This is a genomic window from Pseudomonas sp., from assembly GCF_032058845.1.
Taxonomy (GTDB): domain Bacteria; phylum Pseudomonadota; class Gammaproteobacteria; order Pseudomonadales; family Pseudomonadaceae; genus Aquipseudomonas.
Map to the genome: position 1 here is coordinate 461 of NZ_DAMCCR010000053.1, position 22751 is coordinate 23211.

Annotated in this window: 21 protein-coding genes and 1 tRNA gene; 12 read left to right on the forward strand and 10 right to left on the reverse strand. The window is 65.1% G+C overall.

Features of this window, described 5'->3' with window-relative positions; translation table 11 throughout:
- On the forward strand, nucleotides 1-685 hold a 685-nt coding region (locus RT028_RS11815; protein ID WP_312935058.1), incomplete at its 5' end, for a MotA/TolQ/ExbB proton channel family protein.
- Nucleotide 686: 1 nt separating this feature from the next.
- Nucleotides 687-1088, forward strand: coding sequence for a biopolymer transporter ExbD (locus RT028_RS11820; protein WP_312935059.1), 402 nt, complete (start codon nucleotides 687-689; stop codon nucleotides 1086-1088).
- A gap of 160 nt (nucleotides 1089-1248) precedes the next feature.
- On the opposite strand, the gene acnA is transcribed toward RT028_RS11820, so the two are convergent.
- On the reverse strand, nucleotides 1249-3987 hold the full coding sequence (gene acnA, locus RT028_RS11825; RefSeq protein ID WP_312935060.1) for an aconitate hydratase AcnA: 2739 nt from the start codon (nucleotides 3985-3987) through the stop codon (nucleotides 1249-1251).
- Between the two features lie 390 nt (nucleotides 3988-4377).
- Here acnA and rlmM point away from each other — a divergent pair, with 390 nt between their 5' ends.
- The 3 genes from rlmM to pdxB all read left to right on the forward strand — a co-directional run bounded on the left by rlmM (nucleotide 4378) and on the right by pdxB (nucleotide 7162).
- The gene (rlmM, locus tag RT028_RS11830) at nucleotides 4378-5442 is read left to right on the forward strand and encodes a 23S rRNA (cytidine(2498)-2'-O)-methyltransferase RlmM (protein ID WP_312935061.1); all 1065 of its coding nucleotides are present in this window, start codon (nucleotides 4378-4380) and stop codon (nucleotides 5440-5442) included.
- 151 nt (nucleotides 5443-5593) lie between these two features.
- A complete protein-coding gene (gene tusA / locus RT028_RS11835; protein ID WP_312935063.1) occupies nucleotides 5594-5836 on the forward strand; it encodes a sulfurtransferase TusA in 243 nt (80 codons plus the stop codon).
- A 183-nt stretch (nucleotides 5837-6019) separates the two neighbouring features.
- Entirely contained in the window at nucleotides 6020-7162 is a 1143-nt protein-coding gene (gene pdxB, locus RT028_RS11840) for a 4-phosphoerythronate dehydrogenase PdxB (RefSeq protein WP_312935064.1), read from the forward strand.
- Nucleotides 7163-7568: 406 nt separating this feature from the next.
- Here pdxB and RT028_RS11845 read toward each other — a convergent pair whose 3' ends face one another.
- On the reverse strand, nucleotides 7569-7742 hold the full coding sequence (locus RT028_RS11845) for a PA1571 family protein (RefSeq protein WP_312935065.1): 174 nt from the start codon (nucleotides 7740-7742) through the stop codon (nucleotides 7569-7571).
- Between the two features lie 267 nt (nucleotides 7743-8009).
- On the opposite strand from RT028_RS11845, the gene RT028_RS11850 reads away from it, so the two are divergent.
- Nucleotides 8010-9773, forward strand: a complete 1764-nt coding sequence (locus RT028_RS11850; protein WP_312935094.1) for an ABC transporter transmembrane domain-containing protein — start codon at nucleotides 8010-8012, stop codon at nucleotides 9771-9773.
- Between the two features lie 79 nt (nucleotides 9774-9852).
- On the opposite strand, the gene RT028_RS11855 is transcribed toward RT028_RS11850, so the two are convergent.
- Nucleotides 9853-9929 (reverse strand) — tRNA-Pro (locus RT028_RS11855).
- Nucleotides 9930-10003: 74 nt separating this feature from the next.
- Complete coding sequence (locus RT028_RS11860; RefSeq protein WP_312935066.1) at nucleotides 10004-10225, reverse strand: YgdI/YgdR family lipoprotein; 222 nt, start codon at nucleotides 10223-10225, stop codon at nucleotides 10004-10006.
- A 160-nt stretch (nucleotides 10226-10385) separates the two neighbouring features.
- Here RT028_RS11860 and moaB point away from each other — a divergent pair, with 160 nt between their 5' ends.
- The 3 genes from moaB to yegS all read left to right on the forward strand — a co-directional run bounded on the left by moaB (nucleotide 10386) and on the right by yegS (nucleotide 13225).
- Nucleotides 10386-10925 carry a molybdenum cofactor biosynthesis protein B gene (moaB, locus tag RT028_RS11865; RefSeq protein ID WP_312935067.1) on the forward strand — a complete coding sequence of 180 codons (540 nt, stop codon included), beginning with the start codon at nucleotides 10386-10388 and terminating at the stop codon, nucleotides 10923-10925.
- A gap of 22 nt (nucleotides 10926-10947) precedes the next feature.
- Complete coding sequence (gene glp, locus RT028_RS11870) at nucleotides 10948-12135, forward strand: gephyrin-like molybdotransferase Glp (protein ID WP_312935068.1); 1188 nt, start codon at nucleotides 10948-10950, stop codon at nucleotides 12133-12135.
- A gap of 199 nt (nucleotides 12136-12334) precedes the next feature.
- On the forward strand, nucleotides 12335-13225 hold the full coding sequence (gene yegS / locus RT028_RS11875; RefSeq protein ID WP_312935070.1) for a lipid kinase YegS: 891 nt from the start codon (nucleotides 12335-12337) through the stop codon (nucleotides 13223-13225).
- Here yegS and RT028_RS11880 read toward each other — a convergent pair.
- From RT028_RS11880 to RT028_RS11890, 3 genes are all read right to left on the reverse strand, one after another.
- Nucleotides 13209-13856, reverse strand: a complete 648-nt coding sequence (locus RT028_RS11880) for a response regulator transcription factor (protein WP_312935072.1) — start codon at nucleotides 13854-13856, stop codon at nucleotides 13209-13211. The genes yegS and RT028_RS11880 overlap by 17 nt on opposite strands.
- Nucleotides 13846-14742 carry a sensor histidine kinase gene (locus tag RT028_RS11885; RefSeq protein ID WP_409567243.1) on the reverse strand — a complete coding sequence of 299 codons (897 nt, stop codon included), beginning with the start codon at nucleotides 14740-14742 and terminating at the stop codon, nucleotides 13846-13848. Before RT028_RS11885 ends, RT028_RS11880 begins: the two co-directional genes overlap by 11 nt.
- A 384-nt stretch (nucleotides 14743-15126) precedes the next feature.
- Nucleotides 15127-15591, reverse strand: a complete 465-nt coding sequence (locus RT028_RS11890; protein ID WP_312935074.1) for a histidine kinase — start codon at nucleotides 15589-15591, stop codon at nucleotides 15127-15129.
- Nucleotides 15592-15921: 330 nt separating this feature from the next.
- Here RT028_RS11890 and RT028_RS11895 point away from each other — a divergent pair, with 330 nt between their 5' ends.
- Nucleotides 15922-16857 carry a chemotaxis protein CheV gene (locus RT028_RS11895; RefSeq protein ID WP_312935076.1) on the forward strand — a complete coding sequence of 312 codons (936 nt, stop codon included), beginning with the start codon at nucleotides 15922-15924 and terminating at the stop codon, nucleotides 16855-16857.
- Nucleotides 16858-16921: 64 nt separating this feature from the next.
- A complete protein-coding gene (locus RT028_RS11900) occupies nucleotides 16922-17725 on the forward strand; it encodes an MOSC domain-containing protein (protein ID WP_312935078.1) in 804 nt (267 codons plus the stop codon).
- Nucleotides 17726-17728: 3 nt separating this feature from the next.
- Here the strand turns inward: RT028_RS11900 and RT028_RS11905 are convergent, their stop codons facing one another.
- On the reverse strand, nucleotides 17729-19078 hold the full coding sequence (locus tag RT028_RS11905) for an NCS2 family permease (RefSeq protein WP_312935079.1): 1350 nt from the start codon (nucleotides 19076-19078) through the stop codon (nucleotides 17729-17731).
- Nucleotides 19079-19429: 351 nt separating this feature from the next.
- On the opposite strand from RT028_RS11905, the gene RT028_RS11910 reads away from it, so the two are divergent.
- Nucleotides 19430-20185 (forward strand): GntR family transcriptional regulator, encoded by a 756-nt coding sequence (locus tag RT028_RS11910; protein WP_312935080.1) that lies wholly within the window; start codon nucleotides 19430-19432, stop codon nucleotides 20183-20185.
- A 138-nt stretch (nucleotides 20186-20323) separates the two neighbouring features.
- Here RT028_RS11910 and guaD read toward each other — a convergent pair whose 3' ends face one another.
- Together guaD and xdhC are read right to left on the reverse strand one after the other, a co-directional pair.
- On the reverse strand, nucleotides 20324-21628 hold the full coding sequence (gene guaD / locus RT028_RS11915; protein WP_312935082.1) for a guanine deaminase: 1305 nt from the start codon (nucleotides 21626-21628) through the stop codon (nucleotides 20324-20326).
- 12 nt (nucleotides 21629-21640) lie between these two features.
- Entirely contained in the window at nucleotides 21641-22486 is an 846-nt protein-coding gene (gene xdhC, locus RT028_RS11920; RefSeq protein WP_312935083.1) for a xanthine dehydrogenase accessory protein XdhC, read from the reverse strand.
- Nucleotides 22487-22751: the final 265 nt, after the last annotated feature.

Below are 22751 nucleotides of genomic sequence, written 5' to 3' on the forward strand. Positions count from 1 at the left end.
CGTCATCTGGCTGCTGATCCTGTTTTCCGTAGCCACCTGGGCCCTGGTGCTGATCAAGGGCTTGCAGTTCACCCGCCTGAAACGCCAGGACCGCCGCTTCCATACGCAATTCTGGGCCGCGCCCAGCCTGGATTCGGCTGCCACGTTGGCGCAGAACCAGCCTGGCGCTGCCGCGCGCGTGGCCCAGGCCGGCTACGCCGCGATCCAGGTGCCGCACAGCGCCCACGCCGCTGACCTCAGCCAGGCGATCAATCATCAGGACCGCCTGGAGCGCGCCCTGCGCCAGCAGATCGTGCGCGAGCGCCGCTCACTGGAAAGCGGCCTGGCGATCCTCGCCAGTATTGGCAGCACCTCGCCCTTCATCGGCCTGTTCGGCACGGTGTGGGGCATCATGTCGGCGCTCAAGGGCATCAGCGCGGCGGGCTCGGCGAGCCTGGAAACCGTGGCCGGTCCCATCGGCGCGGCACTGGTCGCTACCGGCGTCGGCATTGCCGTCGCGGTGCCTGCGGTGCTGGTGTACAACTACTACCTGCGGCGCCTGAAGCTGACCGTCGCCGACCTCGATGATTTCGCCCATGACTTCTACAGCCTGGCGCAGAAGCATGCGTTCCGCGTGCAACTGCAGGCAGTACCGCTCCGAGCGGGCGGCAGCGTTGCCGGACGCCCTGTGAAGGAGGCCTCCTGACATGGCCTTTTCCACCCAGGACAGCGACGAAGTACTCAGCGAGATCAACGTGACGCCTCTGGTGGATGTGATGCTGGTGCTGCTGGTGGTGTTCATCGTGACCGCGCCGCTACTCACCAACGCGATTCCCATCAACCTGCCCAAGACCGAAGCGGTGGCGCCGGTGGAACAGAAAGATCCGCTGGTGGTGAGCATCGATGAGCAGGGCAAGGTGTTCATCGACAAGGACGAGATCCGTCCCACGCAACTGGAGAACCGGTTGCAGGCAGCCAAGGCCAAAGATGCTGACGTCCGTGTGCAATTGCAGGCCGATGACGGGGTGAATTATGGCGAAGTGGCCCGGGCGATGGCGTCCATCGAACGGGCGGGGATCAGCAAGCTGTCGGTGATCACGGCACGCTGAGCGAGGTGAGTCAGGCCCGATCCGGAGCGCCGGATCGGCCGCTTCTTGGGCCGCGGTTCTGTTCAGGATGAGGCATAGACAGGAGACGCACGAGGATGCCGGGGTATGGGAAGGGCAAGGAGGCTGACCCTTAGCGGTCAGGTCCTTGCCGTGTACCGCCTCAACCAGCGATCAACTGCCGCAACACATAATGCAAGATCCCCCCCGCCTTGAAGTATTCCACCTCGTTGAGCGTGTCGATTCGGCACAGCACCTCGAGTTCTTCGGTTTTCCCGTCTTCACGGGTAATGCGCAGGGTCAGCGGCATGGCGGGGCGAATCGTCGCATCGGTCAGGCCGACCACGTCGATCTGCTCACGGCCCGTCAGGCCGAGGCGCTTGCGATCAGCGCCCGGTTTGAACTGCAGCGGCAGCACGCCCATGCCTACCAGGTTCGAGCGGTGAATACGTTCGAAGCTCTCGGCCAGGACAGCCTTGACGCCGAGCAGGTTGGTCCCTTTTGCCGCCCAGTCGCGGCTGGAGCCGGTGCCGTATTCCTGACCGGCGATGACCACCAGCGGCGTACCGGCTTGCTGATAACGCATGGCCGCATCGTAGATCGACAGCTTTTCACCCGTCGGGATGTGCAGCGTGTTGCCGCCTTCTTCACCGTTGAGCATTTCGTTGCGGATGCGGATGTTGGCGAAGGTGCCGCGCATCATCACTTCATGGTTGCCACGGCGTGAGCCGTAGGAGTTGAAGTCGCGCGGCTCCACGCCCTTGTCGCGCAGGTAACGGCCGGCCGGGCTATCGGCCTTGATGTTGCCGGCCGGGGAGATGTGGTCAGTGGTGACCGAGTCGCCGAGCAGCGCAAGAATGCTGGCGCCACGCACATCCTCGATTTTTGGCGGTGGGCCGCCGATGGCGTCGAAGAACGGCGGGTGCTGAATGTAGGTGGAGCGCTCATCCCATTGGTAGGTGGCCGCTTGCGGCACCTCGATGGCCTGCCACTGGGCATCGCCCTTGAACACTTCGGCGTATTCCTTGTGGAACATCTCGGTGCTGACCTTGGCCACCGCGTCAGCGATTTCCTGCTGGCTGGGCCAGATGTCCTTGAGGTACACCGGCTGGCCGTCCTTGCCGGTGCCCAGCGAATCGCGCGAAAGGTCCACGCGCACGCTGCCGGCCAACGCGTAGGCGACCACCAGGGGCGGGGAGGCCAGCCAGTTGGTCTTCACCAGCGGATGCACACGGCCCTCGAAGTTGCGGTTGCCCGACAGTACCGAGGCGACCGTGAGGTCGTCGCTGCTGATGGCCGTTTCGATGTCCTCGTTGAGCGGCCCGGAGTTGCCGATGCAGGTGGTGCAGCCGTAGCCGACCAGATCGAAGCCCAGCTGGTCGAGGTAAGGCGTCAGGCCTGCAGCCTCGAAGTAGTCAGTGACCACTTTCGAGCCGGGTGCCAGCGAGCTCTTGACCCACGGTTTGCGCGTCAGACCGTGTTCGATGGCCTTCTTCGCCACCAGGCCTGCGGCCATCATCACGCTGGGGTTGGAGGTGTTGGTGCAGGACGTGATGGCGGCGATCACCACGGCGCCGTCGCGCAACGGGCGCGAGTGGCGGGTGTCGTCTTCATAGGTGCCGGCCTGATCGGCATTACCCACGGCCACACCGCCGCCGCCTTCGCTTTCCAGGCGACCGACTTCCTTGCCTGCGGTTTTGGGTTGCAGGTCCATGAAGCCGTCGAACGTCTTGCTGACGTCCTCCAGTGCGACGCGGTCTTGCGGGCGCTTGGGGCCGGCAAGGCTGGCACCGACCTCGTGCATGTCCAGGCCCAGGCTGTCGCTGAATACCGGTTCCTGGCCGGGCTCGCGCCACAGCCCCTGGGCTTTGCAGTACTGCTCGACCAGCTCGACGGTTTCCGCCGGGCGGCCGGACAGGCGCAGGTAATCGAGGGTCACGTCGTCGACCGGGAAGAAGCCGCACGTGGCGCCGTACTCCGGGGCCATATTGGCCAGGGTGGCGCGGTCGGCCAGCGGCAGTTCGGCCAGGCCATCGCCATAGAACTCGACGAACTTGCCCACCACACCTTTCTTGCGCAGCATCTGCGTCACGGTCAGCACCAGGTCGGTGGCGGTGATGCCTTCGCGCAGCTTGCCGGTGAGCTTGAAGCCGATCACTTCGGGAATCAGCATCGACACCGGCTGGCCGAGCATGGCCGCCTCGGCTTCGATGCCGCCCACGCCCCAGCCCAGTACGCCCAGGCCATTGATCATGGTGGTGTGCGAGTCAGTGCCGACCAGGGTGTCGGGGAAGGCGAAGGTGCGACCGTCTTCCTCACGCGTCCACACGGTGCGGCCCAGGTATTCCAGGTTGACCTGGTGGCAGATGCCGGTGCCCGGCGGTACCACGCTGAAGTTGTCGAAGGCGCTCTGGCCCCAGCGCAGGAACGCGTAGCGCTCGCCGTTGCGCTGCATCTCGATCTCGACGTTCTCGCCAAAGGCCTCGGGGCTGGCGAACTTGTCGACCATCACCGAGTGGTCGATCACCAAGTCCACCGGCGACAGCGGGTTGATCTTCTGCGGGTCGCCGCCGGCCTTGGCCATGGCGTCGCGCATGGCGGCCAGGTCGACCACGGCGGGTACGCCGGTGAAGTCCTGCATCAGCACACGTGCCGGGCGGTACTGGATTTCCCGGTCCGAACGGCGCGCCTCCAGCCACTGCGCGAGGGCGGCGACGTCGTCACGGGTGACGGTCTCGCCATCTTCCCAGCGCAGCAGGTTTTCCAGCAGCACCTTGAGCGACATCGGCAGCTTTTGCAGGTCGCCCAAGGTGCGGGCGGCCTCCGGCAGGCTGTGGTAGTGGTAGACCCGACCTGCAACATCGAGGGTTTTCAGGGTCTTCAGGCTATCGAGCGAGGGCATTGCCAACTCCTTCTGCGCCGGTGCCCGACGATCGCACAACGTCGTCGGTGTCACCTCGTGATGACGGCCCGCACGGCACGGGCCTGGCTCCAGGCTCTGTACGAAAGGTGTCAGTGGCTGACCTGGCAGCGTCGCGGCGAGTATCGAATGCCGTCTCGATGCTGCCAGATCGGCCCCGTGGGTCGTGCTTGGCGCAGGTGGCCTTCGCGCGGTCCGGACATCTTTCGTACAGAGCCTGATTGGGGGCCGGGTATCGCCCGGCCTGCTCAGGTGTGGACCGGCAGAGCGTGTCGCCGGTTCGATCTTCCTTTATCATTCGCCGCCTTGCCGGCGCCCACCTTGCGCCGGAACAAGGCTGGCGCGAGCTGCGCCGCTGTCGTGGAGTGACGAATGAGTACCCTGTTCATGCATTGCCGGCCCGGCTTCGAGGGCGAGGTCTGCGCTGAGATCAGCGAACACGCCGCGCGCCTCGGCGTGCCCGGTTACGCCAAGGCCAAGCCGCAGAGCGCCTGTGCCGAGTTCATCTGCACCGACGCCGGTGGCAGCGAGCAATTGATGGCCGGCCTGCGTTTCGACCAGCTGATCTTCCCGCGCCAGTGGGCCCACGGGCAGTTCCTCGACCTGCCGGAAACCGACCGCATCAGCGTGCTGCTCGACCACCTGCGCGCGTTGCCAGTGTTTGGCAGCCTGTGGCTGGAAGTGCTCGACACCAACGATGGCAAGGAGCTGTCCACCTTCTGCAAACGCTTCGAAGGCCCGTTGCGAAAAGCGTTGGAAAAGGCCGGGCGGCTGGTCGAGGACGCCAGCCGTCCGCGCCTGCTGCTGACCTTCATCAGTGGCCGCCAGGTGTTCGTCGGCAGCGCGGCGCAGGACGATTCGGCCCTCTGGCCCATGGGTATCCCGCGCTTGAAGTTCCCGCGCGAAGCGCCGAGCCGCTCGACCCTCAAGCTCGAAGAGGCGTGGATCCAGTTCATCCCCCGCGAGCAGTGGCCGGCGCGCCTGGGCGACGACATGACGGGCGTGGATCTGGGCGCCTCGCCGGGCGGCTGGACCTACCAACTGGTCAAGCGCGGCATGCTGGTCACCGCCATCGATAACGGCCCGATGGCCGAGAGCTTGATGGACACGGGCCTGGTGCAGCACCTGATGGCCGATGGCTTCACCTGGAAGCCCAAGCAGCGCGTCGACTGGATGGTCTGCGACATCGTCGAGAAGCCGGCGCGCAGCACGGCGCTGATCGAAACCTGGTTGGGCGAAGGCCTGTGCCGCGAGGCGGTGGTCAACCTCAAGCTGCCGATGAAGCAGCGCTACCCCGAGGTGCGGCGGCTGCTCGAGCGCATGGAGGCCACCTTCAAGGCGCGCAAGGTGCGCGTGTCGATTGCCTGCAAGCAGCTGTATCACGATCGCGAAGAGGTCACCTGCCACCTGCGCCGGCTGGACCTTGCGCCGCGCTGAGCGGCCCCGCCCGTGGCATCTGCCAAGGAGTCTGCAATGATTGATCTCACCCCTTGGGCGCTGCTCGACGTCTCCGGCCTGAACTGCCAGCGCCGGCCAGACCCGGTGCGCTGAGCGGCGCGAACCTCGCCATTTTTTCCAGGAGCCCTGTATGACCGATTCCACCCCCGACGCGGTGCTCGACGCCACCGGCCTGAACTGTCCAGAACCGGTGATGATGCTGCATCAGCACGTGCGCGCCCTGGCGGCCGGTGGCCTGCTCAAGGTCATCGCCACCGATCCCTCTACCCGCCGCGACATCCCCAAGTTCTGCGTCTTCCTCGGCCATGAGCTGGTCGATCAGCAGGAAGAGGCTGGCACCTATCTCTACTGGATTCGCAAGAAGACCGACTGAGCCCTGAGGCCGCTCGGTAAACGCTCGGGGCCAGTGCGCCGCGATCGACCGAGCCGCGCAGGGCGGCTGTTACAGCGCCTGGGTGATGCCCTTGCAGACTCAGCAAGGGGCATGGGCGCCCGAACCTTGCTGGAAGCGCCACCCCAGAGCGCCTACACTGCGCTCCCCGATAAGGAGAGCGCCATGCTGATAGTTGCCGACGAAAACATTCCCCTGCTCGATGCGTTCTTCGCCGGGTTCGGCGAGATCCGCCGCTATCCGGGCCGGGCCATCGACGCTGCCTGCGTGAAGGATGCCGATGTGCTGCTGGTGCGGTCGGTGACGCCGGTCAACCGGCAACTGCTCGAAGGCAGCCGCGTGCGCTTTGTCGGCACCTGCACCATCGGCACCGATCACCTGCAACTCGACTACCTCGGGCAAGCCGGTATCCGCTGGCGCAGCGCACCGGGCTGCAATGCCCGGGGTGTGGTCGACTACGTGCTGGGCAGCGTGCTGACCCTGGCCGAACTCGACGGCGTGCACTTGCCTGAACGGGTGTACGGCGTGGTCGGCGCTGGCGAGGTGGGCGGGCGTCTGGTGCGCGTGCTGCACGGCCTGGGCTGGAAGGTGCTGGTGTGTGATCCGCTGCGCGAGGCGCAGGAGGGCGGCGATTTCGTCAGCCTCGACACCGTGCTGGAACAGTGCGATGTGATCAGCGTGCACACGCCGCTGACGCGCGACGGCGAGCACCCGACCTACCACCTGCTCGGCGCTGACGCGCTTCAACGCCTGCGCCCAGGCACGTGGTTGATCAACGCCAGCCGTGGGCCGGTGGTGGACAACCAGGCGCTCAAGGCCTGCCTGCTGCAGCGCGACGACCTGCATGCGGTGCTCGATGTGTGGGAAGGGGAGCCGCAAGTGGATGTCGACCTCGCTGACGTCTGCACCCTGGCCACGCCACACATTGCCGGCTACAGCCTGGATGGCCGTCAGCGTGGCACCGCGCAGATCTATCAGGCGCTGTGCCAGTGGCACGGTTCGGCACCCCGCGTGCAGTTGTCAGACCTGCTGCCACCGGCACCGCTGGCGCAGATCGAGCTGGACGCTGGTTGCGACCCGGCCTGGGCCCTGGCCGCGTTGTGCCGGGCGGTGTACGACCCGCGCCGTGACGATGCCGATTTTCGTCGCAGCCTGAGCGATGACCCCCAGCAGCAGCGGGCGGCGTTCGATGTCTTGCGCAAGCAGTATCCGGCGCGGCGTGAAATCGAGGGGTTGCGCGTGAGGATTCGTGGCGAGGCGCCGCAGTTGGCGCAGATGGTCAGTGCGTTGGGTGCGGTGCTGGTCTGAGGGGTGGGTGGGCTGGCGAAACGGCGTCGGGTCGCGGGGCGGGTTGCTGATCAGTTGGGCTGGAGTGGGTGGGGGAGCTGGACTGGAGTGCGTGGGGCAGCTGGGTTGGGGCGGCTTTGCCGCCCATCGCGACTAAAGTCGCTCCTACAAGGCGGGGCGGTTTTACCGGCCATCGCGACTAAAGTCGCTCCTACAAGGCGGGGCGGTTTTACCGGCCATCGCGGCTGAAACCGCTCCCACCCTGTAGGAGCGACTTTAGTCGCGATGGCCGGCGCAGCCGGCCCGACTCAGGCTACGCGCATCAACAGGCAATGCACATTCGCATCCTCGATGGGCTGCGCAGCAGCCCCTGATCGTTGCACTGAACAACACCCGGCAGTCGGCCGGATCGCAAAGGCGGCATCGATCAATCCCGGCGGGCTTGGGCCGCTCGGCTCTTTTCGAGTTCGTCGCAGGCGTCGCGAATCATCTCTTCGGTGATCGGTACTTCACGGCCTTGGGCATCAATGATCGAACCGCAGGGCTGCTGGAGAACCTGGGTATGGGTTTTTGGCTGCTGATGGGTGTGCTGCAAGCTCATGTCCTGTCTCCTTTTCGAGTGCGGGCTCAACGGTAATGGATGGGCGTGACCGACCGGTGACGCAAGGTCTTGAGGTCACGGATGACCAGTCCACCAGAAAATAAGGCCAGATGCCAGTACCCTTTTAGATCGAATGGTCATACCCAGCGTTGGTCCCTGCCTACCGTCGAACCGACCCGATCAACCGGCGTCGCACAGTCAGGCGCATCCTCCCAGGCGCGCCGGTGGTAGGCTGCTGTCCCTGTGCACCCTCCGGACTTCTCCATGTTGCCGCCCATTTCCGTTTCCCAACGCCACGCCTTGAGCCTTGCTTGGCAGTTCCTTCGCCCATACCGGCGCCAGGGTCTGCTGGCCCTGCTGGCGCTGGTGCTGACCGCGCTGGTCACGTTGTCGATGGGGCAGGGCATTCGCCTGTTGGTCGACCATGGGTTCATGACCCGCTCCCCGCACCAGCTCAACCAGACCCTGGGGCTGTTTCTGCTGCTGGTGCTGGCCTTGGCAGCGGGCACCTTCAGCCGCTTTTACCTGGTCTCCTGGATCGGTGAGCGCTGCGTGGCCGATCTGCGCCGCGCGGTGTTCGACCATCTGCTGACCTTGCATCCAGGCTTTTTCGAAGACAACCGCAGCTCGGAAATCCAATCGCGGCTGACGGCCGACACCACGTTGCTGCAGGCGGTGATCGGCTCGTCGCTGTCGATGTTCCTGCGCAACCTGCTGATGGTGATGGGCGGCGTGGTATTGCTGTTCATCACCAACGCCAAGCTCACCAGCATCGTGGTGATCGCCTTGCCGCTGGTGCTGGCGCCGATCCTGCTGCTGGGCCGGCGCGCGCGTAGCCTGTCGCGGCAAAGCCAGGACCGCATCGCCGATGTGGGCAGTTACGTGGCCGAAGTGCTGGGCCAGATCAAGACCGTGCAGGCCTACAACCATCAGGGCCGTGACCGCGAGGCGTTCGCCGGCACGGTGGAGGCCGCCTTCGAGGTTGCCCGCCGGCGCATCGCCCAGCGCGCCTGGCTGATCACGCTGGTGATCGTGCTGGTGCTGGGTGCGGTAGGGGTGATGCTTTGGGTCGGCGGCAGGGACGTGATCGCTGGACGCATTTCTGCAGGTGAACTGGCGGCGTTCGTGTTCTACAGCCTGATCGTCGGCGGCGCGCTGGGCACCATCAGTGAAGTGCTGGGGGAGCTGCAGCGGGCGGCCGGTGCGGCCCAGCGGATTGCCGAGCTGCTGGCCGCACGCCCAGCCATCGTCGCGCCCCCGCTGCCTGCCGAGCTGCCTCGGGCGACAGGGCTGATCGAGCTGCAGGCGGTGCGCTTTGCCTACCCCTCACGCCCCGACCAGCCGGCCATCGATGGCCTCGACCTGCGCATCGCGCCCGGCCAGACCCTGGCCTTGGTCGGTCCCTCCGGCGCAGGAAAATCGACCCTGTTCGACCTGCTGCTGCGCTTCTACGATCCGCAGCAGGGCCGCATCCTCATCGACGGCCAGGCCCTCGACACCCTTGACCCCGATGGGCTGCGCAGCCAGTTCGCGCTGGTGGCGCAAAACCCCGCGCTGTTTCGCGGCACGGTGGAAGCCAACCTGCGTTATGGCCGGCCGGCAGCGACCGATGCCGAGGTCGAGTCCGCGGCCCGCAGCGCCCATGCCCATGACTTCATTGCACGCCTGCCTCAGGGCTATCAGACGCTGCTGGGCGAGGGCGGCCTGGGCTTGTCTGGGGGGCAGAAACAGCGCCTGGCGATTGCTCGCGCGTTGCTGGTCGATGCGGCCATCCTGCTTCTGGACGAAGCCACCAGCGCGCTGGATGCGCAGAGCGAACACCTCATTCAACAGGCCTTGCCACGCTTGATGGCGGGCCGTACCACTGTGGTCATCGCCCACCGCCTGGCCACCGTGCAGCATGCGGACCGGATCGCCGTGATGGACGAAGGACGCCTGGTGGCCGTGGGCACTCACCGGGAACTGATCGAGAGCAACCCGCTGTATGCGCGGTTGGCGGCGTTGCAGTTCGACGTTCACCAGGCGTTATAGGCAGCGCCTTGAGCGGTGAGTGGGCAAGGCCCACCGCCCCGGCAACAAAAAAACCGCGTTGAGCGGGTTTTCCGGGATGTGGTCGGAGAGACAGGATTCGAACCTGCGGCCTTCTCGTCCCGAACGAGACGCGCTACCTGGCTGCGCTACACTCCGATGGGGAAAATGCTAGTGCCTCGCCTTTCTGCTCGCAACCCCAGGATGCAGCGCTTGGCAAAAAGGCGACGCCATCACAGCTCCTTGACGGTGCGGATCTGGTCTTTGTTCAGGCGGGTGCGCTTGCCGTCGAGTTGCTCGAACTCGTAGAAGCCGGAGTCTTCATCGAACTTCGGGGTATCGACCGACTGAATTTCGCGACCATCATTCAAGGTAATCACGCTCGGCGAGGCGCAGCCGGCGAGGGCGCCCATACCCAGGGCCAGCAGGAAGGCGGGAAGGGTCCGCTTGATCATCGTGTTTCTCCATCGAGGGTGCTAGATGTGCCTATGACGCAAAGCGTCGTTACAAGTTCCTTGCACAGTCCAGCATACCTGGCGCTTGACTGCCAGCCCCTTCGTGCAGGCGCTGCTGTGCTATAACGGCGGGCAACGTTTCCTCACGTGACGGACCCCCATGAAAGCCAAGGCAGATACCCCGTTCGTACCGCTGAACATCGCCGTGCTCACGGTCAGCGACACCCGCACCCTGGACACCGATACATCCGGCCAGACCTTCGTCGATCGCTTGAGCGAGGCCGGGCACCGCCTGGCGGCCCGTGTGCTGCTCAAGGATGACCTGTACAAGATCCGCGCCCAGGTCGCCGCCTGGATCGCCGAGGACGTGGTGCAAGTGGTGTTGATCACCGGCGGCACCGGTTTCACGGGTCGCGACAGCACGCCCGAGGCGGTGGCCTGCCTGCTCGACAAGCAGGTCGATGGTTTCGGCGAGCTGTTCCGGCAGATTTCCGTACCCGACATCGGCACCTCCACCGTGCAATCGCGCGCCCTCGCCGGGCTGGCCAACGGCACGCTGGTCTGCTGCCTGCCGGGCTCGACCAATGCGGTGCGCACGGGTTGGGACGGCATTCTTGCCGAGCAGCTCGACGCCCGTCACCGCCCGTGCAATTTCGTGCCGCACCTCAAGCAGGCTGCGCCGTGTGAAAGCCGTGGCTGAGGCGCCAACGAGCCGGCCGCTGATGCCGGTGGAAGAGGCCCTGGACGAGCTGCTGGCGCTGGCCGCGGCGGCGCCGATTCGCGAGATCGAACGGGTGTCGCTGGCCGAGGCTGAAGGGCGTGTGCTGGCGCAAGACCTGGTCGCCAGTGTCGACCTGCCGCCCTGGCCAAACAGCGCCATGGACGGCTATGCGCTGAACCTGGCGGACTGGCAAGGCCAGCCCATGGCGGTCAGCCAACGCATCTTCGCCGGCCATGCCCCCGACCCCCTGGCCCCTGGCACCTGTGCGCGAATCTTCACCGGCGCGCCGGTCCCGCTGGGCGCCGACTGTGTCGAAATGCAGGAAAACGTCGAGGTGCTGGACGACGCCACGGTGCGTTTTCTCGAACCGCTGCAAGTGCAGCAGAACATCCGCCCGCAAGGCCAGGAAACCCGTGTGGGTGAGCAGGTCATGGCCGCCGGCACGCGACTGGGCCCGATCGAGCTTGGCCTGGCAGCGACCTTGGGCTACGGCCAACTCGACGTGGTGCGCCGTGCGCGGGTGGCGGTGCTGTCGACCGGTGATGAACTGGTCGAACCCGGCCAGCCGCTGGGGCCCGGGCAGATCTACAACAGCAACCGACGTCTGCTGGTCAGCTGGCTGCAGCGCCTGGGCTGCGAGGTGATCGACGCGGGCATTCTGGCCGACGATCTGCACCTGACCCGGCAGTGCCTGGGTGCGCTGGGGGATGTCGACCTGATTCTGTCCACCGGCGGTGTCTCGGTCGGTGAGGCGGACTACCTGGGCATCGCGCTGCGCGAGGCCGGCCAGCTGGCGTTGTGGAAACTGGCGATCAAGCCCGGCAAGCCGCTGACCTTCGGGCATTTTCGTGGCGTGCCGGTGATCGGCTTGCCGGGTAATCCGGCGTCGACGCTGGTGACCTTCGGCCTGTTGGCGCGGCCCTATCTGCTGCGCCGCCTGGGCGTCACGCAGGTGACGCCCCTGCGCTTCGAGGTGCCGGCCGCCTTCAACTGGCCCAAGGCCGGCGTGCGCCGCGAATACCTGCGGGCGCGCATCGAGGACGGTGCGGTGCACATCTACAAGAACCAGAGTTCCGGCGTGCTGCGCAGCGCGGCGTGGGCCGATGGTGTGGTGGAGGTGCGTGAGGGCACCACGCCGCAGGTGGGTGATCGGGTGCCGTTCATTGCGTTCAGCGAGTTGCTTGGCTGAAGCCGCCTCACGGCGTGGCCTGTCGCGGCGCAACCCCGCACTGGCCACGCCGTGAGGGATCGCAGGCGCAGTTTCTGCCTGCGTGTCCTGTCGCTTGGCCGACCTCAGGGGCGATTATTTTACCGGGCCAGCGCGCAGCCTTGCAGCATTCGCCCAATCCCCGGTGTCGATTGCAGGCACCCACTTTCGGAGAAGGGCAATGCAGCAGCAGCGCAAGGCAATGCTGGTTTTGCATGGCAAGCAAGCCATGAACGAAGACGTTCGCACTGCCGTTGGCCGGTGCCGTGAGCGCGGCTGGACACTCGACGTGCGCCTGACCTGGGAAGGCGGCGACGCTGCGCGGCTGGTGGAGGAGGCGCTGCGAGCCGGTTACACCACGCTGATCGCGGGTGGTGGCGACGGCACCTTGCGCGACATCGCCGAAGCCATGGGCAAGGCCGGCACTGCCGCCACATTGGTATTGCTGCCACTGGGCACGGCCAATGACTTCGCCAAGGCTGCCGGCGTGCCGCTGGAACCGGCCGACGCCCTGGCCCTGCTCGACCAGCCGGCGCATGCGGTGGACCTGGGCAAGGTTGGCGACCAGTGGTTTCTCAACATGGCGACCGGCGGCTTCGGCAGCCAGGTCACGGCCAACACGTCCGAAGACCTGAAAAAAGTGCTGGGCGGCGCTGCGTACCTGTTCACGGGCCTCAGCCGCTTCAGCGAGCTGCAGGCCGCATCGGTGGAACTGCAAGGTCCGGATTTTCACTGGCAGGGCGACCTGCTGGCATTGGGCATCGGCAACGGTCGCCAGGCCGGCGGTGGCCATGAACTGTGCCCGCAGGCACTGGCAGACGATGGCTTGCTGGACATCAGCATATTGCCCGCTCCGCAGGATGTGGTCGGCGCGGTGCGCGACCTGCTGGGCGGGGAAGGGCTGTTCGTTCGCGCGCGCCTGCCCTGGGTGGAAATCAAGAGCGCCAAGGGGCTGAACATCAACCTCGACGGCGAGCCGCTCGAAGGCGACAACTTGCGCTTCGAGGCGTGCCCGGCGGCCTTACACGTGCACCTGCCGGCACACTCGCCGCTGCTCAGTCGTCGAGGGTGATGATCTTCTCGCGCACCGCGTACAGCACCAGCCCTGCCACGTCGTAGATCTGCAGGCGCTTCATCAGTTGCGAGCGGTGGGCTTCCACCGTCTTGATCGACAGCCCCAGCCCCTGGGCGATTTCGCGAGTGGATTTGCCACGCACGATCAGGCGCAGGATTTCCAGCTGGCGGGCAGTGAGGTTATGCCGCTCGCAAGCGGCCTGGGTGCGTTGCAACGCCTGGTTGATGACGGTGTGGGCCACGGCCGGGCTCAGGTAGCGTTCGTCGTTGCGCAGCGCCCGCAGTGCCTGTTCAAGCTCGGTGGCGGTGCTGTCCTTGAGCAGGTAGCCGTGGGCGCCGGCCTCCAGTGCGCGCATGATGGTCTCCGGATCGCTGTGCATCGACAGGATCAGCACCCGACAGCTGGCACCGCCGGCGCGCAGTTGGGTCAGGGCATCCAGGCCGCTGGTCGAGCGCATCGACAGGTCGAGCAGGACGATGTCCGGAACCAGACTAGACACCAGGCCCAGCAGCTGGTCGCCGTCTTCGGCTTCGCCCACCACCTTGTAGCCTGGCACGTCAGCGATCAGCGCACGCACGCCGGCGCGGATCAACGAGTGGTCGTCCACCAACAGCACTCTACAGGTCATGGGCTGTGGAGCTCCGGGCGCGTTCATGGGTGCGCGGTGGCCAGGGCAGGCGCGCCTGGATGCGCGTGCCCTGGCCCGGCTGGCTGTCGATTTCGAGGCTGCCCTGCAGCGCCAGGGCGCGCTCGAACATCCCGGCCAGGCCGCGCTGCCCGGCCTCTGCCGGATTGCTCGCCGGCGTGAAGCCGTGACCGTCGTCTTCGATACTCAACAGCAACCCTTCATGGCTGCGGCGCAGTTCGATGCGCAGGTTGTCGGCAGCTGCATGGCGCAGCAGGTTGGTGATCGCTTCCTGGGTGATGCGAAAGGCAGCCATGCTGATCGGCGCCGGTACGTTGTCCAGGCGTTGCGGGCAATGCAGGGTCCAGCGCACCGGGCTGTTCTGCAAGGTGCGCAGCAGGTGGGCGCGCAGGCTGGCTTCGAGGCCCAGGCTGAGCAACTGGCGAGGATTGAGCAGGGTGGTGACATCACGAACGTTGTTCAGGCTCTGATCCAGGGTGCTGCGCAGGCCCTTGAAATGTGGCTTGAGCTCGTCGGTGACCCGGCGCTGCAGCCAGTCGACCTGCAGCTTGGCAGCGGTCAGCAGTTGCCCGATATCGTCGTGCAGTTCCCGGCTCAGGTGCTGGCGTTCGTGCTCCTGCACCTTGAGCATGCGCTGGGCCAGTTCCTCAGGCAGCAGGCTGATCGACTTGCCGTGCTGGTGCAGCTGCCAGAGCACGCCCAGCAGGCTGGCCAGTTGCAGCACCAGCAGCTCGCTCGGCAACGCCTGGGATTGCCCCCAGTACCACAGGTTGCCACCCAGCGACACGGCGCAGGCCAGCGCGGTCAACCGGCGGGCGAGAGCAGGGCGGAAATACCAACGTCGACGGAGCTTCACGCATGACAGCATGGTCAGGGGGATCACTGAATTATTGCTGGAAGAATCGGAAACCGACACGCCGCGCGCACTGCGAACCTGTCGCAATGCGTTGTTTCAGAGTTATGGGTCTTTGAGGACACGCATGTTATCACTTCATCTGGCTGAGGTCGCGGGGCTGGCAATGAGCGCTCAACCGCAGTGTTTCCGGGGGGCTGCGATCGTTTGATTAGGCAAAGTGCCAGTACTTTGTTGTCGCTGTTGACCCTTTTCGGGCAACTAAACCGTCATGGCGGTTGTGCTCTGCAACACTTCGAAAGTTGGCTCCCTCAATTGCCACTATTCAGTGCAAGCGCAACTTGCGGCGTTTGTGGAGTGAGCCGTTATATAGGTTGCCAGGCGCTTCAATTGCGGCGTTCACGGGTCCTCTGCCGCGCGCGAAAATGCCAACGGGCTGCGAGAGGGATGGCCGCGTAGCCCGGCGAGGTACAAGGCGCTGGTCAAGTCATCGAGCAAGCGGTGCTGTTCCTGTTCATCAAGGCCTATACGGCAGGTCTGCGGGTCGAGCAGCTCAAGCTGCCAGGCCAACAGGGTCAGGCAGGCCTGGGCGCAGGGCAATACGGGGCCTGCAAGGCAGCGTTGCTGGCAGGCCCCGTACAACAGGTAGCGAAGCTGCTCGGCATGCCGCGTCACTTCGTCGACCCCGGCCAGGGCCGAGCGGCGAACCAGCGCCGCGAGGGCTGTACCCAGGCAGCGGCAGGCATCGGGGTCGTTGGCGATCAGGTGCAGGTGCGCCATGCAGTCGTCCGCCACGGCCAACAGCCGCTTGGCGTCCTGCTGAAAGGTGCGCACATTACCGTGCTTGGCGTCGTCATCGTCCATGATCAAGCGCCTTGACGCGTTGCCCGTGCAACGCGCCTCCTAGAGATGGTCGGCAACACAAGCCGGACTCCTTCCATGCAGTGCGAAGGGCGTCACATTAATGGCTAAGCGATAACGCGAATATCAGGTTTGGCCCGATGGCTACTAGGGGTTTCCCCGATAGCATTGCCTGAAATAGGCGTTGTTCGCAGGCTGTAGCGCGCAGCGCCACAGTCAAGCATGGTGTTAAAGTGATATCAATTACCGGAAAGGCGACTGCCATTCTTCATCAAGTTGTGTGAATTGGCGCCGATACAGGGCCAATGACATTTCTAAACCAGGGGCATTTCAATGGCTGGCATTCTCGACACAGTAGATCAACGAACGCAGCTGGTCGGTGAGAACCGCCTGGAAATCCTCATGTTCCGCCTGGTCGGTCGGCAGCTGTTCGCGATCAACGTGTTCAAGGTTCAGGAAGTGCTGCAACTGCCCAAACTGACCCTGATGCCGCAACGCCATGCGTTCGTCTGCGGCGTGGTCAACCTGCGCGGCCAGACCCTGCCGGTGATCGACCTGTCCCAGGCCATCGGCATGCGCCCGGTGCAGCCAGGGCCGGACAGCACCATCATCGTCACCGAGTACAACCGCTCGGTACAGGCGTTTCTGGTCGGTGGCGTCGAGCGCATCGTCAACATGAACTGGGAATCGATCCTGCCGCCGCCGACCAGTGCCGGACGTCAGCATTACCTGACTGCCATCACCAAGGTCGAGGAGCAGTTGGTCGAAATCATCGACGTGGAGAAAGTCCTCGCCGAGATCGTGCCGTACAACGCCAAGGTCTCGCGCGACAAGCTCGACGATCCGCTGCTGGCCCGCGCCCGTGGCCGTGAAATCCTGTTGGTGGACGACTCCAGCGTCGCCCTGGCGCAGTTGCGCGATACCTTGTCGCAGTTGGGCGTGAAGCTGCATGTGGCCAGCGACGGCCTGAAGGCATTGCGCATGCTTCAGGCCTGGGCCGATGCTGGTGAAAACCTCTGCGAGAAACTGCTGATGGTGTTCACCGACGCGGAAATGCCGGAAATGGACGGCTACCGGCTGACCACCGAGATCCGCAGCGACGCACGCCTGCGCGGCCTGTACGTGGTGCTGCACACCTCGTTGTCGGGCAGCTTCAACGAGTCGATGGTGAAGAAGGTCGGTTGCGACAACTTCCTCTCCAAGTTCCAGCCCGATCGCCTGGTGGAAGTGGTGCGCCAGCGTCTGGCGCTGGATGTGGAGAACGCCTGAGGGCTGCAGCGCGCGCCGCTGGGGTATAAGCTCCCGGGTTTTCAGCTAGGTGAGGCGGGTGGGCATGTTCCTGAGTGCGATCTATCGGTATCCGTTGAAGTCGGGCCAGGCGCAGCGCCTGCAGGCATCCGCCGTTGGCGCCATGGGCCTGACCGGCGACCGGCGCTGGATGGTGGTGCGCGAAGACAACGGCCAGTTCCTCACCCAGCGCGCCTGGCCGCAGATGACCCAGATCGGCGCCCTGCACCAGCCTGATGGCAGCGTATGCCTGCAGGCACCGGGGCTGGGCACGTTGCAGGTGCCTGTCCCGGATGCCGAGGCGCCACTGCGTGGGGTCACGATCTGGCGTGACCTGCTGCAGGTGCCCGATGCCGGCGATGCCGCGGCCGCCTGGCTGAGCAGCTTGCTGGGCAAGCCCTTGCGATTGGTCTACTGCCCGCCGCAGCGCGCACGCTTTTTGCCCAGCGGCTATGGCCTGGTCAGTGATCGCGCAGCCTTCCCGGACGGTTTCCCGGTGCTGTTGATCGGCCAGGCGTCCCTGGATGAGCTCAACCGCCGCATCGGTCGGCGCATGGAGATGCTGCGCTTTCGCCCGAACCTGGTGGTCGAGGGCGCCGAGGCCTTTGCCGAAGACACCTGGAAACAGGTGCGCATCGGCCAGACCACCTTCCGCGTACTCAAGCCCAGCGTGCGCTGCATCCTCACCACCCTCGACCCGGTCACTGGCCAGCGCAGCCCCGACAAGGAACCGTTGACCACCCTCAAGACCTTCCGCGAGCACGACGGCAACGTGCTGTTCGGGCAGAACCTCGGCGTCGATGGCGAGGGTGTGCTGGAGCAGGGCATGCCGGTCGAGGTGCTGGCCTAGCGCTTACAGAAACGCGAACTTGGCGATGAAGATCACGCACAGCACCCACAGGCTGGCAGAGATCTCGCGGTGTTTATCGGTGCCGGCCTTGAGTACCACGTAGCTGATGAAGCCCAGGGCGATGCCGTCGGCCACGGAGAAGGTCAGCGGCATCATGATCAACGTGACGATGGCCGGGATGCAGTCGGTGGCATCGTCCCAGTTGATATGCGCCATGCTGCCCATCATCAGCATCGCCACGTAGATCAGCGCGCCAGCCGTGGCGTACGCCGGGATCATCCCGGCCAGGGGGGCGAAGAACATCGCCGCCACGAACAGCAGGCCGACCACCACGGCGGTCAGCCCGGTGCGGCCGCCGGCGGCAACGCCCGCAGCGCTTTCAACGTAGCTGGTGACCGGTGGCACGCCGACCACTGCACCGAACACGCTCGAGGCGCTGTCGGCCTTGAGGGCGCGTGACAGGTTTTCGATGCGCCCATCGGCGCGCACCAGGTTGGCCCGTTGGGCAACGCCCATCAGGGTGCCGGCGGTGTCGAACATGTGCACGAAGAGAAAGGCCAGCACCACGCTGATCATGCTGACGTTGAACACCCCGGCCAGGTCCATGGCCATCCACGTCGGTGCCAGGCTTGGCGGCAGCGAGAACACGCCGCCGTACTGCACCAGGCCCAGGCCCCATCCGAGCAGGGTGACGGTGATGATGCTGATGAGGATGGCGCCGAATACCCAGTGGTAGCTCAGCACCGCGATCATCAGGAAGCACAGTGCCGCCAGCAGCGGTGCGGGTTCATGCAGCGAGCCGAGCTTGATCAGCGTAGCCGGGCTGGCGACCACGATGCCTGCGGTCTTCAGCCCGATCACCCCGAGGAACAGCCCGACCCCGGCACCCATGGCATGGCGCAGGCTGACTGGAATGCTGTTGAGCAGCCACTCGCGGACCCGCGACAAGGTCAGGATCATGAACAGCACCCCGGACACGAACACCGCGCCCAGCGCCGTTTCCCAGCTGTAGCCCATGGTGCCGACCACGGTATAGGTGAAGAACGCATTGAGCCCCATGCCCGGGGCCAGGCCCACCGGCCAGTTGGCGTACAGGCCCATCAGCAGGCAGCCGAGGGCGGCGGCAATGCAGGTGGCGACGAACGCCGCGCCATGGTCGATGCCGGCGTCGGCCATGATGTTGGGGTTGACGAAGATGATGTACGCCATGGTGATGAACGTGGTCATCCCGGCGATCAGCTCGGTTCTGACTGTGGTGCCGTGTAGCCGAAGGCGAAACAGGCGCTCCAGCAGGCCGCTGTTGGCGGGCGGTGTGAGGTCTACGGCAGGCGCATCGGATTTGCGGCTTTCCACAGCGAGTACTCCTCGAATCGTTCTTGTTGTTCGGGGCCCGTCATCCTGCGCTGTGCACGTGGTGGCCCCGTGAGGGATGACGCCTTCCTGACCGGTTTTGTTGACTGATAAGTCAGGAAGTCGCTCGCTGGATTATGCGTTTGTGTACAAATAAAGCAAATAATGTTTTATTTTTTGTGCGCAGAAATGTCGGAACAACTGCTATATAGCCAATGGCTGACCTGCAGAAGCGTTCCAGGCTGTGTACAATGCGTGAGTACCTTGGCCCATCATTTCCATCCGGTCTCGCCAGCCCTCCGACGCGCACTCACCGTCGAGGCCCCCTGGCCAGGCCCACGTGCTCGAGCGCCCATGAACGAACAGCTGCAACCTCTGAAGAAACCTGTGCGCGCCAGCAAGGCCGGGCGCAGCGGTACCCAGGACGACATCGTCTACGCACACATCTTCGAGGCCATCCTCGAACAGCGCCTGGCACCCGGCACCAAGCTCAGCGAAGAAGCACTGGGCGAGATCTTCGGGGTCAGCCGCACCATCATCCGGCGTGCACTGTCGCGTCTGGCCCACGAAAGTGTGGTGCTGCTGCGGCCCAACCGCGGCGCCGTGGTGGCCAGCCCCACGGTCGAAGAAGCCCGTCAGGTGTTCTTCTCGCGGCGCATGGTCGAGCGCGCAATCACCGAACTTGCGGTGCAACACGCCACCGCCGAGCAACTCAACGAGTTGCGCCAGATGGTCCGGGAAGAGCGCGACAGCTTTTCTCGCGGCGACCGCGGCGCCGGTATTCGTCTGTCGGGCGAATTCCACCTCAAGCTGGCTGAGGCGGCCGGCAATGCGCCGCTGGTGAGCTTCCAGCGCAGCCTGGTGTCGCAGACCTCGCTGATCATCGCGCAGTACGAAAGCGGTAACCGCTCGCACTGCTCCTACGACGAACACATGCAACTGATCGACGCCATCGAAGCACGCGATGCCGGGCAGGCGGTGGCGTTGATGATGCATCACATGGACCACATCGACAGCAAGCTCAACCTGGACGAAGAAAGCGCCTCGGATGATCTGCATGCGGTGTTTTCGCACTTGTTGCAGAAGAAAAAGGTTGGCGGCAAGGGCTGAGGCCAGTCAGTCAGGTGATCGCTTGCAAAGCCGGGCCAAGACAGCCGCTTCCATTTGTCTGCTGCTGCGCGGCGCCTGAATCGGGACGGATGCGCTGTCCATCCCGGCTGACCTGAGCCCCTGACCGGCCCTGATACCTCAGCGCCGATGCACGCAACGCCCCGCCGCATAGGTTTCGCGAACCATCCGGTCATCCCCCAGCGTGGTCAGCACGAACAGCGTTTCTTCGATGCTGTTCGATTGCTGCAAACGGTAATCCAGCAACGGCGTGGCCTTGTAGTCGAGCACCACGAAGTCGGCTTCGTTGCCCGGGCGCAGGCTGCCGATCCGGTCGTCCAGGCGCAGTGCGCGTGCGCCGCCCAGGGTGGCCAGGTACAACGATTTGAACGGGTGCAGTTGCGCGCCTTGCAACTGCATCACCTTGTACGCCTCGTTCAGCGTGTTGAGCAGCGAGAAGCTGGTGCCCGCGCCGACATCCGTGCCAAGCCCCACATTGACCTTGAAGCGCTCAGCCTGCGGCAGGTTGAACAGCCCGCTGCCGAGGAACAGGTTCGAAGTCGGGCAGAACGCCACCGCCGAGCCAGTTTCGGCCAGGCGCTGGCACTCCGCATCGCACAGGTGCACGCCATGGGCGAACACCGAGCGCTCACCGAGCAGCTCGAAGTGGTCGTAGACATCCAGGTAGCCGCTGCGCTCGGGGAACAGCGCCTTGACCCATTCGATTTCCTTGAGGTTTTCCGACAGGTGCGTATGCAGGTACACGCCCGGGTTTTCCTTGAGCAGTCGGCCGGCCGCGGTCAGCTGCTCGGGGGTGCTGGTCGGCGCGAAGCGTGGGGTGACGGCGTACTGCAAGCGGCCCTTGCCGTGCCAGCGCTGGATCAGCGCCTGGCTGTCCTGGTAGCCGGATTCGGCGGTGTCGGTCAGGTAGTCGGGCGCGTTGCGGTCCATCATCACCTTGCCGCCGATCAGCCGCAGGTCCAGGCGCTCGGCCTCTTCGAACAGGGCATTGACGGATTCCGGGTGAACGCTGCCGAACACCAGCGCCGTGGTGGTGCCGTTACGCAGCAGTTCGGCGAGGAAAATCTTCGCCACCTCATCGGCATGGGCCTTGTCGCTGAACTGCCGCTCGCACGGGAAAGTGTAGGTATTGAGCCAATCCAGCAGTTGCTCGCCGTACGAACCGATCATGCCGGTTTGTGGGAAGTGGATGTGGGTATCGATGAAGCCCGGGGTGATCAGTGCGTCTTGTTGATGCACCACTTCGATATCGGCGTCGAGGGTCGGCAGCAGCTCGCTGGCCGCGCCCATCGCGACGATGCGGCCTTGGTCGATCACCAGCAAGCCGTCGGCAAAATATTCGTACGAGGCCTCGATACCGACCTCAGCGGGGTCGGCGATGCTGTGCAGGAGGGCGGCGCGGTAGGCTTTGCGGGTAGCGGTCATGGGCGTCTCTTTTTACAGGGCGTGGCTGCGCCGTGAGGGCGGCAGCAACTGGGCAATGGGGCCGGCATTGAGGGCAGCGTCATGCTGGCCGAAGCAGGCGTTGTAGGTGGCAATGATTTCCGCGGCGATGGACACGGCGATCTCGATCGGCAGCTTGCCCTTAACCTCGGCCAGGCCCATCGGGCAGCGCAAGCGCGCCAGCTGCGCATCGGCGAAACCGCGTTGACGCAGGCGGTGCTCGAACTTGACCCGCTTGGTCTTCGAGCCGATCAGGCCGAACCAGGTGAAGTCATTGCGGGCGAGCAGGGCGGCGGTCAGTTCCAGGTCCAGGGCGTGATTGTGGGTCATGACGATGCAGTAGCAGCCGGCCGGTAACCCGGCGACCTCGTCGACCGGTTCCTCGCTGACGATACGCAGTACGCCAGGGGGCAGTTGCACAGGGAATTCCTGCTCGCGCGAATCGATCCAGCGCACCCGACAGGGCAGCGCGGCGAGCAAGGGTACCAGAGCCCGGCCGACATGGCCTGCGCCGAACACGGCGATCTCGGCCTGCAAGGCCAGCATGGGTTCAAACAGCAGCACAGTGACGCCGCCGCAGCACTGGCCGAGGCTGGCGCCGAGGCTGAAGCGCTCCAGGTGCGGCGTGCTGCGTTGCTCGCTGAGCATCTGCCGGGCGATGTGCAGGGCCTTGAACTCCAGATGACCACCGCCGATGGTGTCGTGCAGGGCGCTGGCGCTGACCACCATCTTCGAGCCGGCATTACGCGGGGTCGAACCGCGCTCCTCGATGATCGTCACCAGCACGCAGGGCTCGCTGCGCGCTTGGTGGTCGGCTAGGGCATTGATCCATTCGTGCATGGTCGTGACCTGTGCTGAAAAAGAGTTGGGTCGATGTTCGGATGATCAATTGGCGATTGGCGTAGTGCAGGTTTGGCGGCGCGTTTGCGTGAGACCCATGATGTCGGGTTGTCCGGATCAGGGCCGCGTTGCGCCCCCTTCGCGACTGAAGTCGCTCCCACAGGACCGCGAGTTTCAACAGCTACGCACATTTCTGTAGGAGCGGTTTCAACCGCGATGGCCGGCGCAGCCGGCCCAATCCTGCTATCGCCCAATTTCATCCCCG

Coding starts and splice junctions, on each gene's coding strand:
- RT028_RS11820 (WP_312935059.1), top strand. CDS start 687: ATGGCCTTTTCCACCCAGGACAGCGACGAAGTACTCAGCGAGATCAAC.
- acnA (WP_312935060.1), bottom strand. CDS start 3,987: ATGCCCTCGCTCGATAGCCTGAAGACCCTGAAAACCCTCGATGTTGCA.
- rlmM (WP_312935061.1), top strand. CDS start 4,378: ATGAGTACCCTGTTCATGCATTGCCGGCCCGGCTTCGAGGGCGAGGTC.
- tusA (WP_312935063.1), top strand. CDS start 5,594: ATGACCGATTCCACCCCCGACGCGGTGCTCGACGCCACCGGCCTGAAC.
- pdxB (WP_312935064.1), top strand. CDS start 6,020: ATGCTGATAGTTGCCGACGAAAACATTCCCCTGCTCGATGCGTTCTTC.
- RT028_RS11845 (WP_312935065.1), bottom strand. CDS start 7,742: ATGAGCTTGCAGCACACCCATCAGCAGCCAAAAACCCATACCCAGGTT.
- RT028_RS11860 (WP_312935066.1), bottom strand. CDS start 10,225: ATGATCAAGCGGACCCTTCCCGCCTTCCTGCTGGCCCTGGGTATGGGC.
- moaB (WP_312935067.1), top strand. CDS start 10,386: ATGAAAGCCAAGGCAGATACCCCGTTCGTACCGCTGAACATCGCCGTG.
- glp (WP_312935068.1), top strand. CDS start 10,948: ATGCCGGTGGAAGAGGCCCTGGACGAGCTGCTGGCGCTGGCCGCGGCG.
- yegS (WP_312935070.1), top strand. CDS start 12,335: ATGCAGCAGCAGCGCAAGGCAATGCTGGTTTTGCATGGCAAGCAAGCC.
- RT028_RS11880 (WP_312935072.1), bottom strand. CDS start 13,856: ATGACCTGTAGAGTGCTGTTGGTGGACGACCACTCGTTGATCCGCGCC.
- RT028_RS11885 (WP_409567243.1), bottom strand. CDS start 14,742: ATGCTGTCATGCGTGAAGCTCCGTCGACGTTGGTATTTCCGCCCTGCT.
- RT028_RS11890 (WP_312935074.1), bottom strand. CDS start 15,591: ATGGACGATGACGACGCCAAGCACGGTAATGTGCGCACCTTTCAGCAG.
- RT028_RS11895 (WP_312935076.1), top strand. CDS start 15,922: ATGGCTGGCATTCTCGACACAGTAGATCAACGAACGCAGCTGGTCGGT.
- RT028_RS11900 (WP_312935078.1), top strand. CDS start 16,922: ATGTTCCTGAGTGCGATCTATCGGTATCCGTTGAAGTCGGGCCAGGCG.
- RT028_RS11910 (WP_312935080.1), top strand. CDS start 19,430: ATGAACGAACAGCTGCAACCTCTGAAGAAACCTGTGCGCGCCAGCAAG.
- guaD (WP_312935082.1), bottom strand. CDS start 21,628: ATGACCGCTACCCGCAAAGCCTACCGCGCCGCCCTCCTGCACAGCATC.
- xdhC (WP_312935083.1), bottom strand. CDS start 22,486: ATGCACGAATGGATCAATGCCCTAGCCGACCACCAAGCGCGCAGCGAG.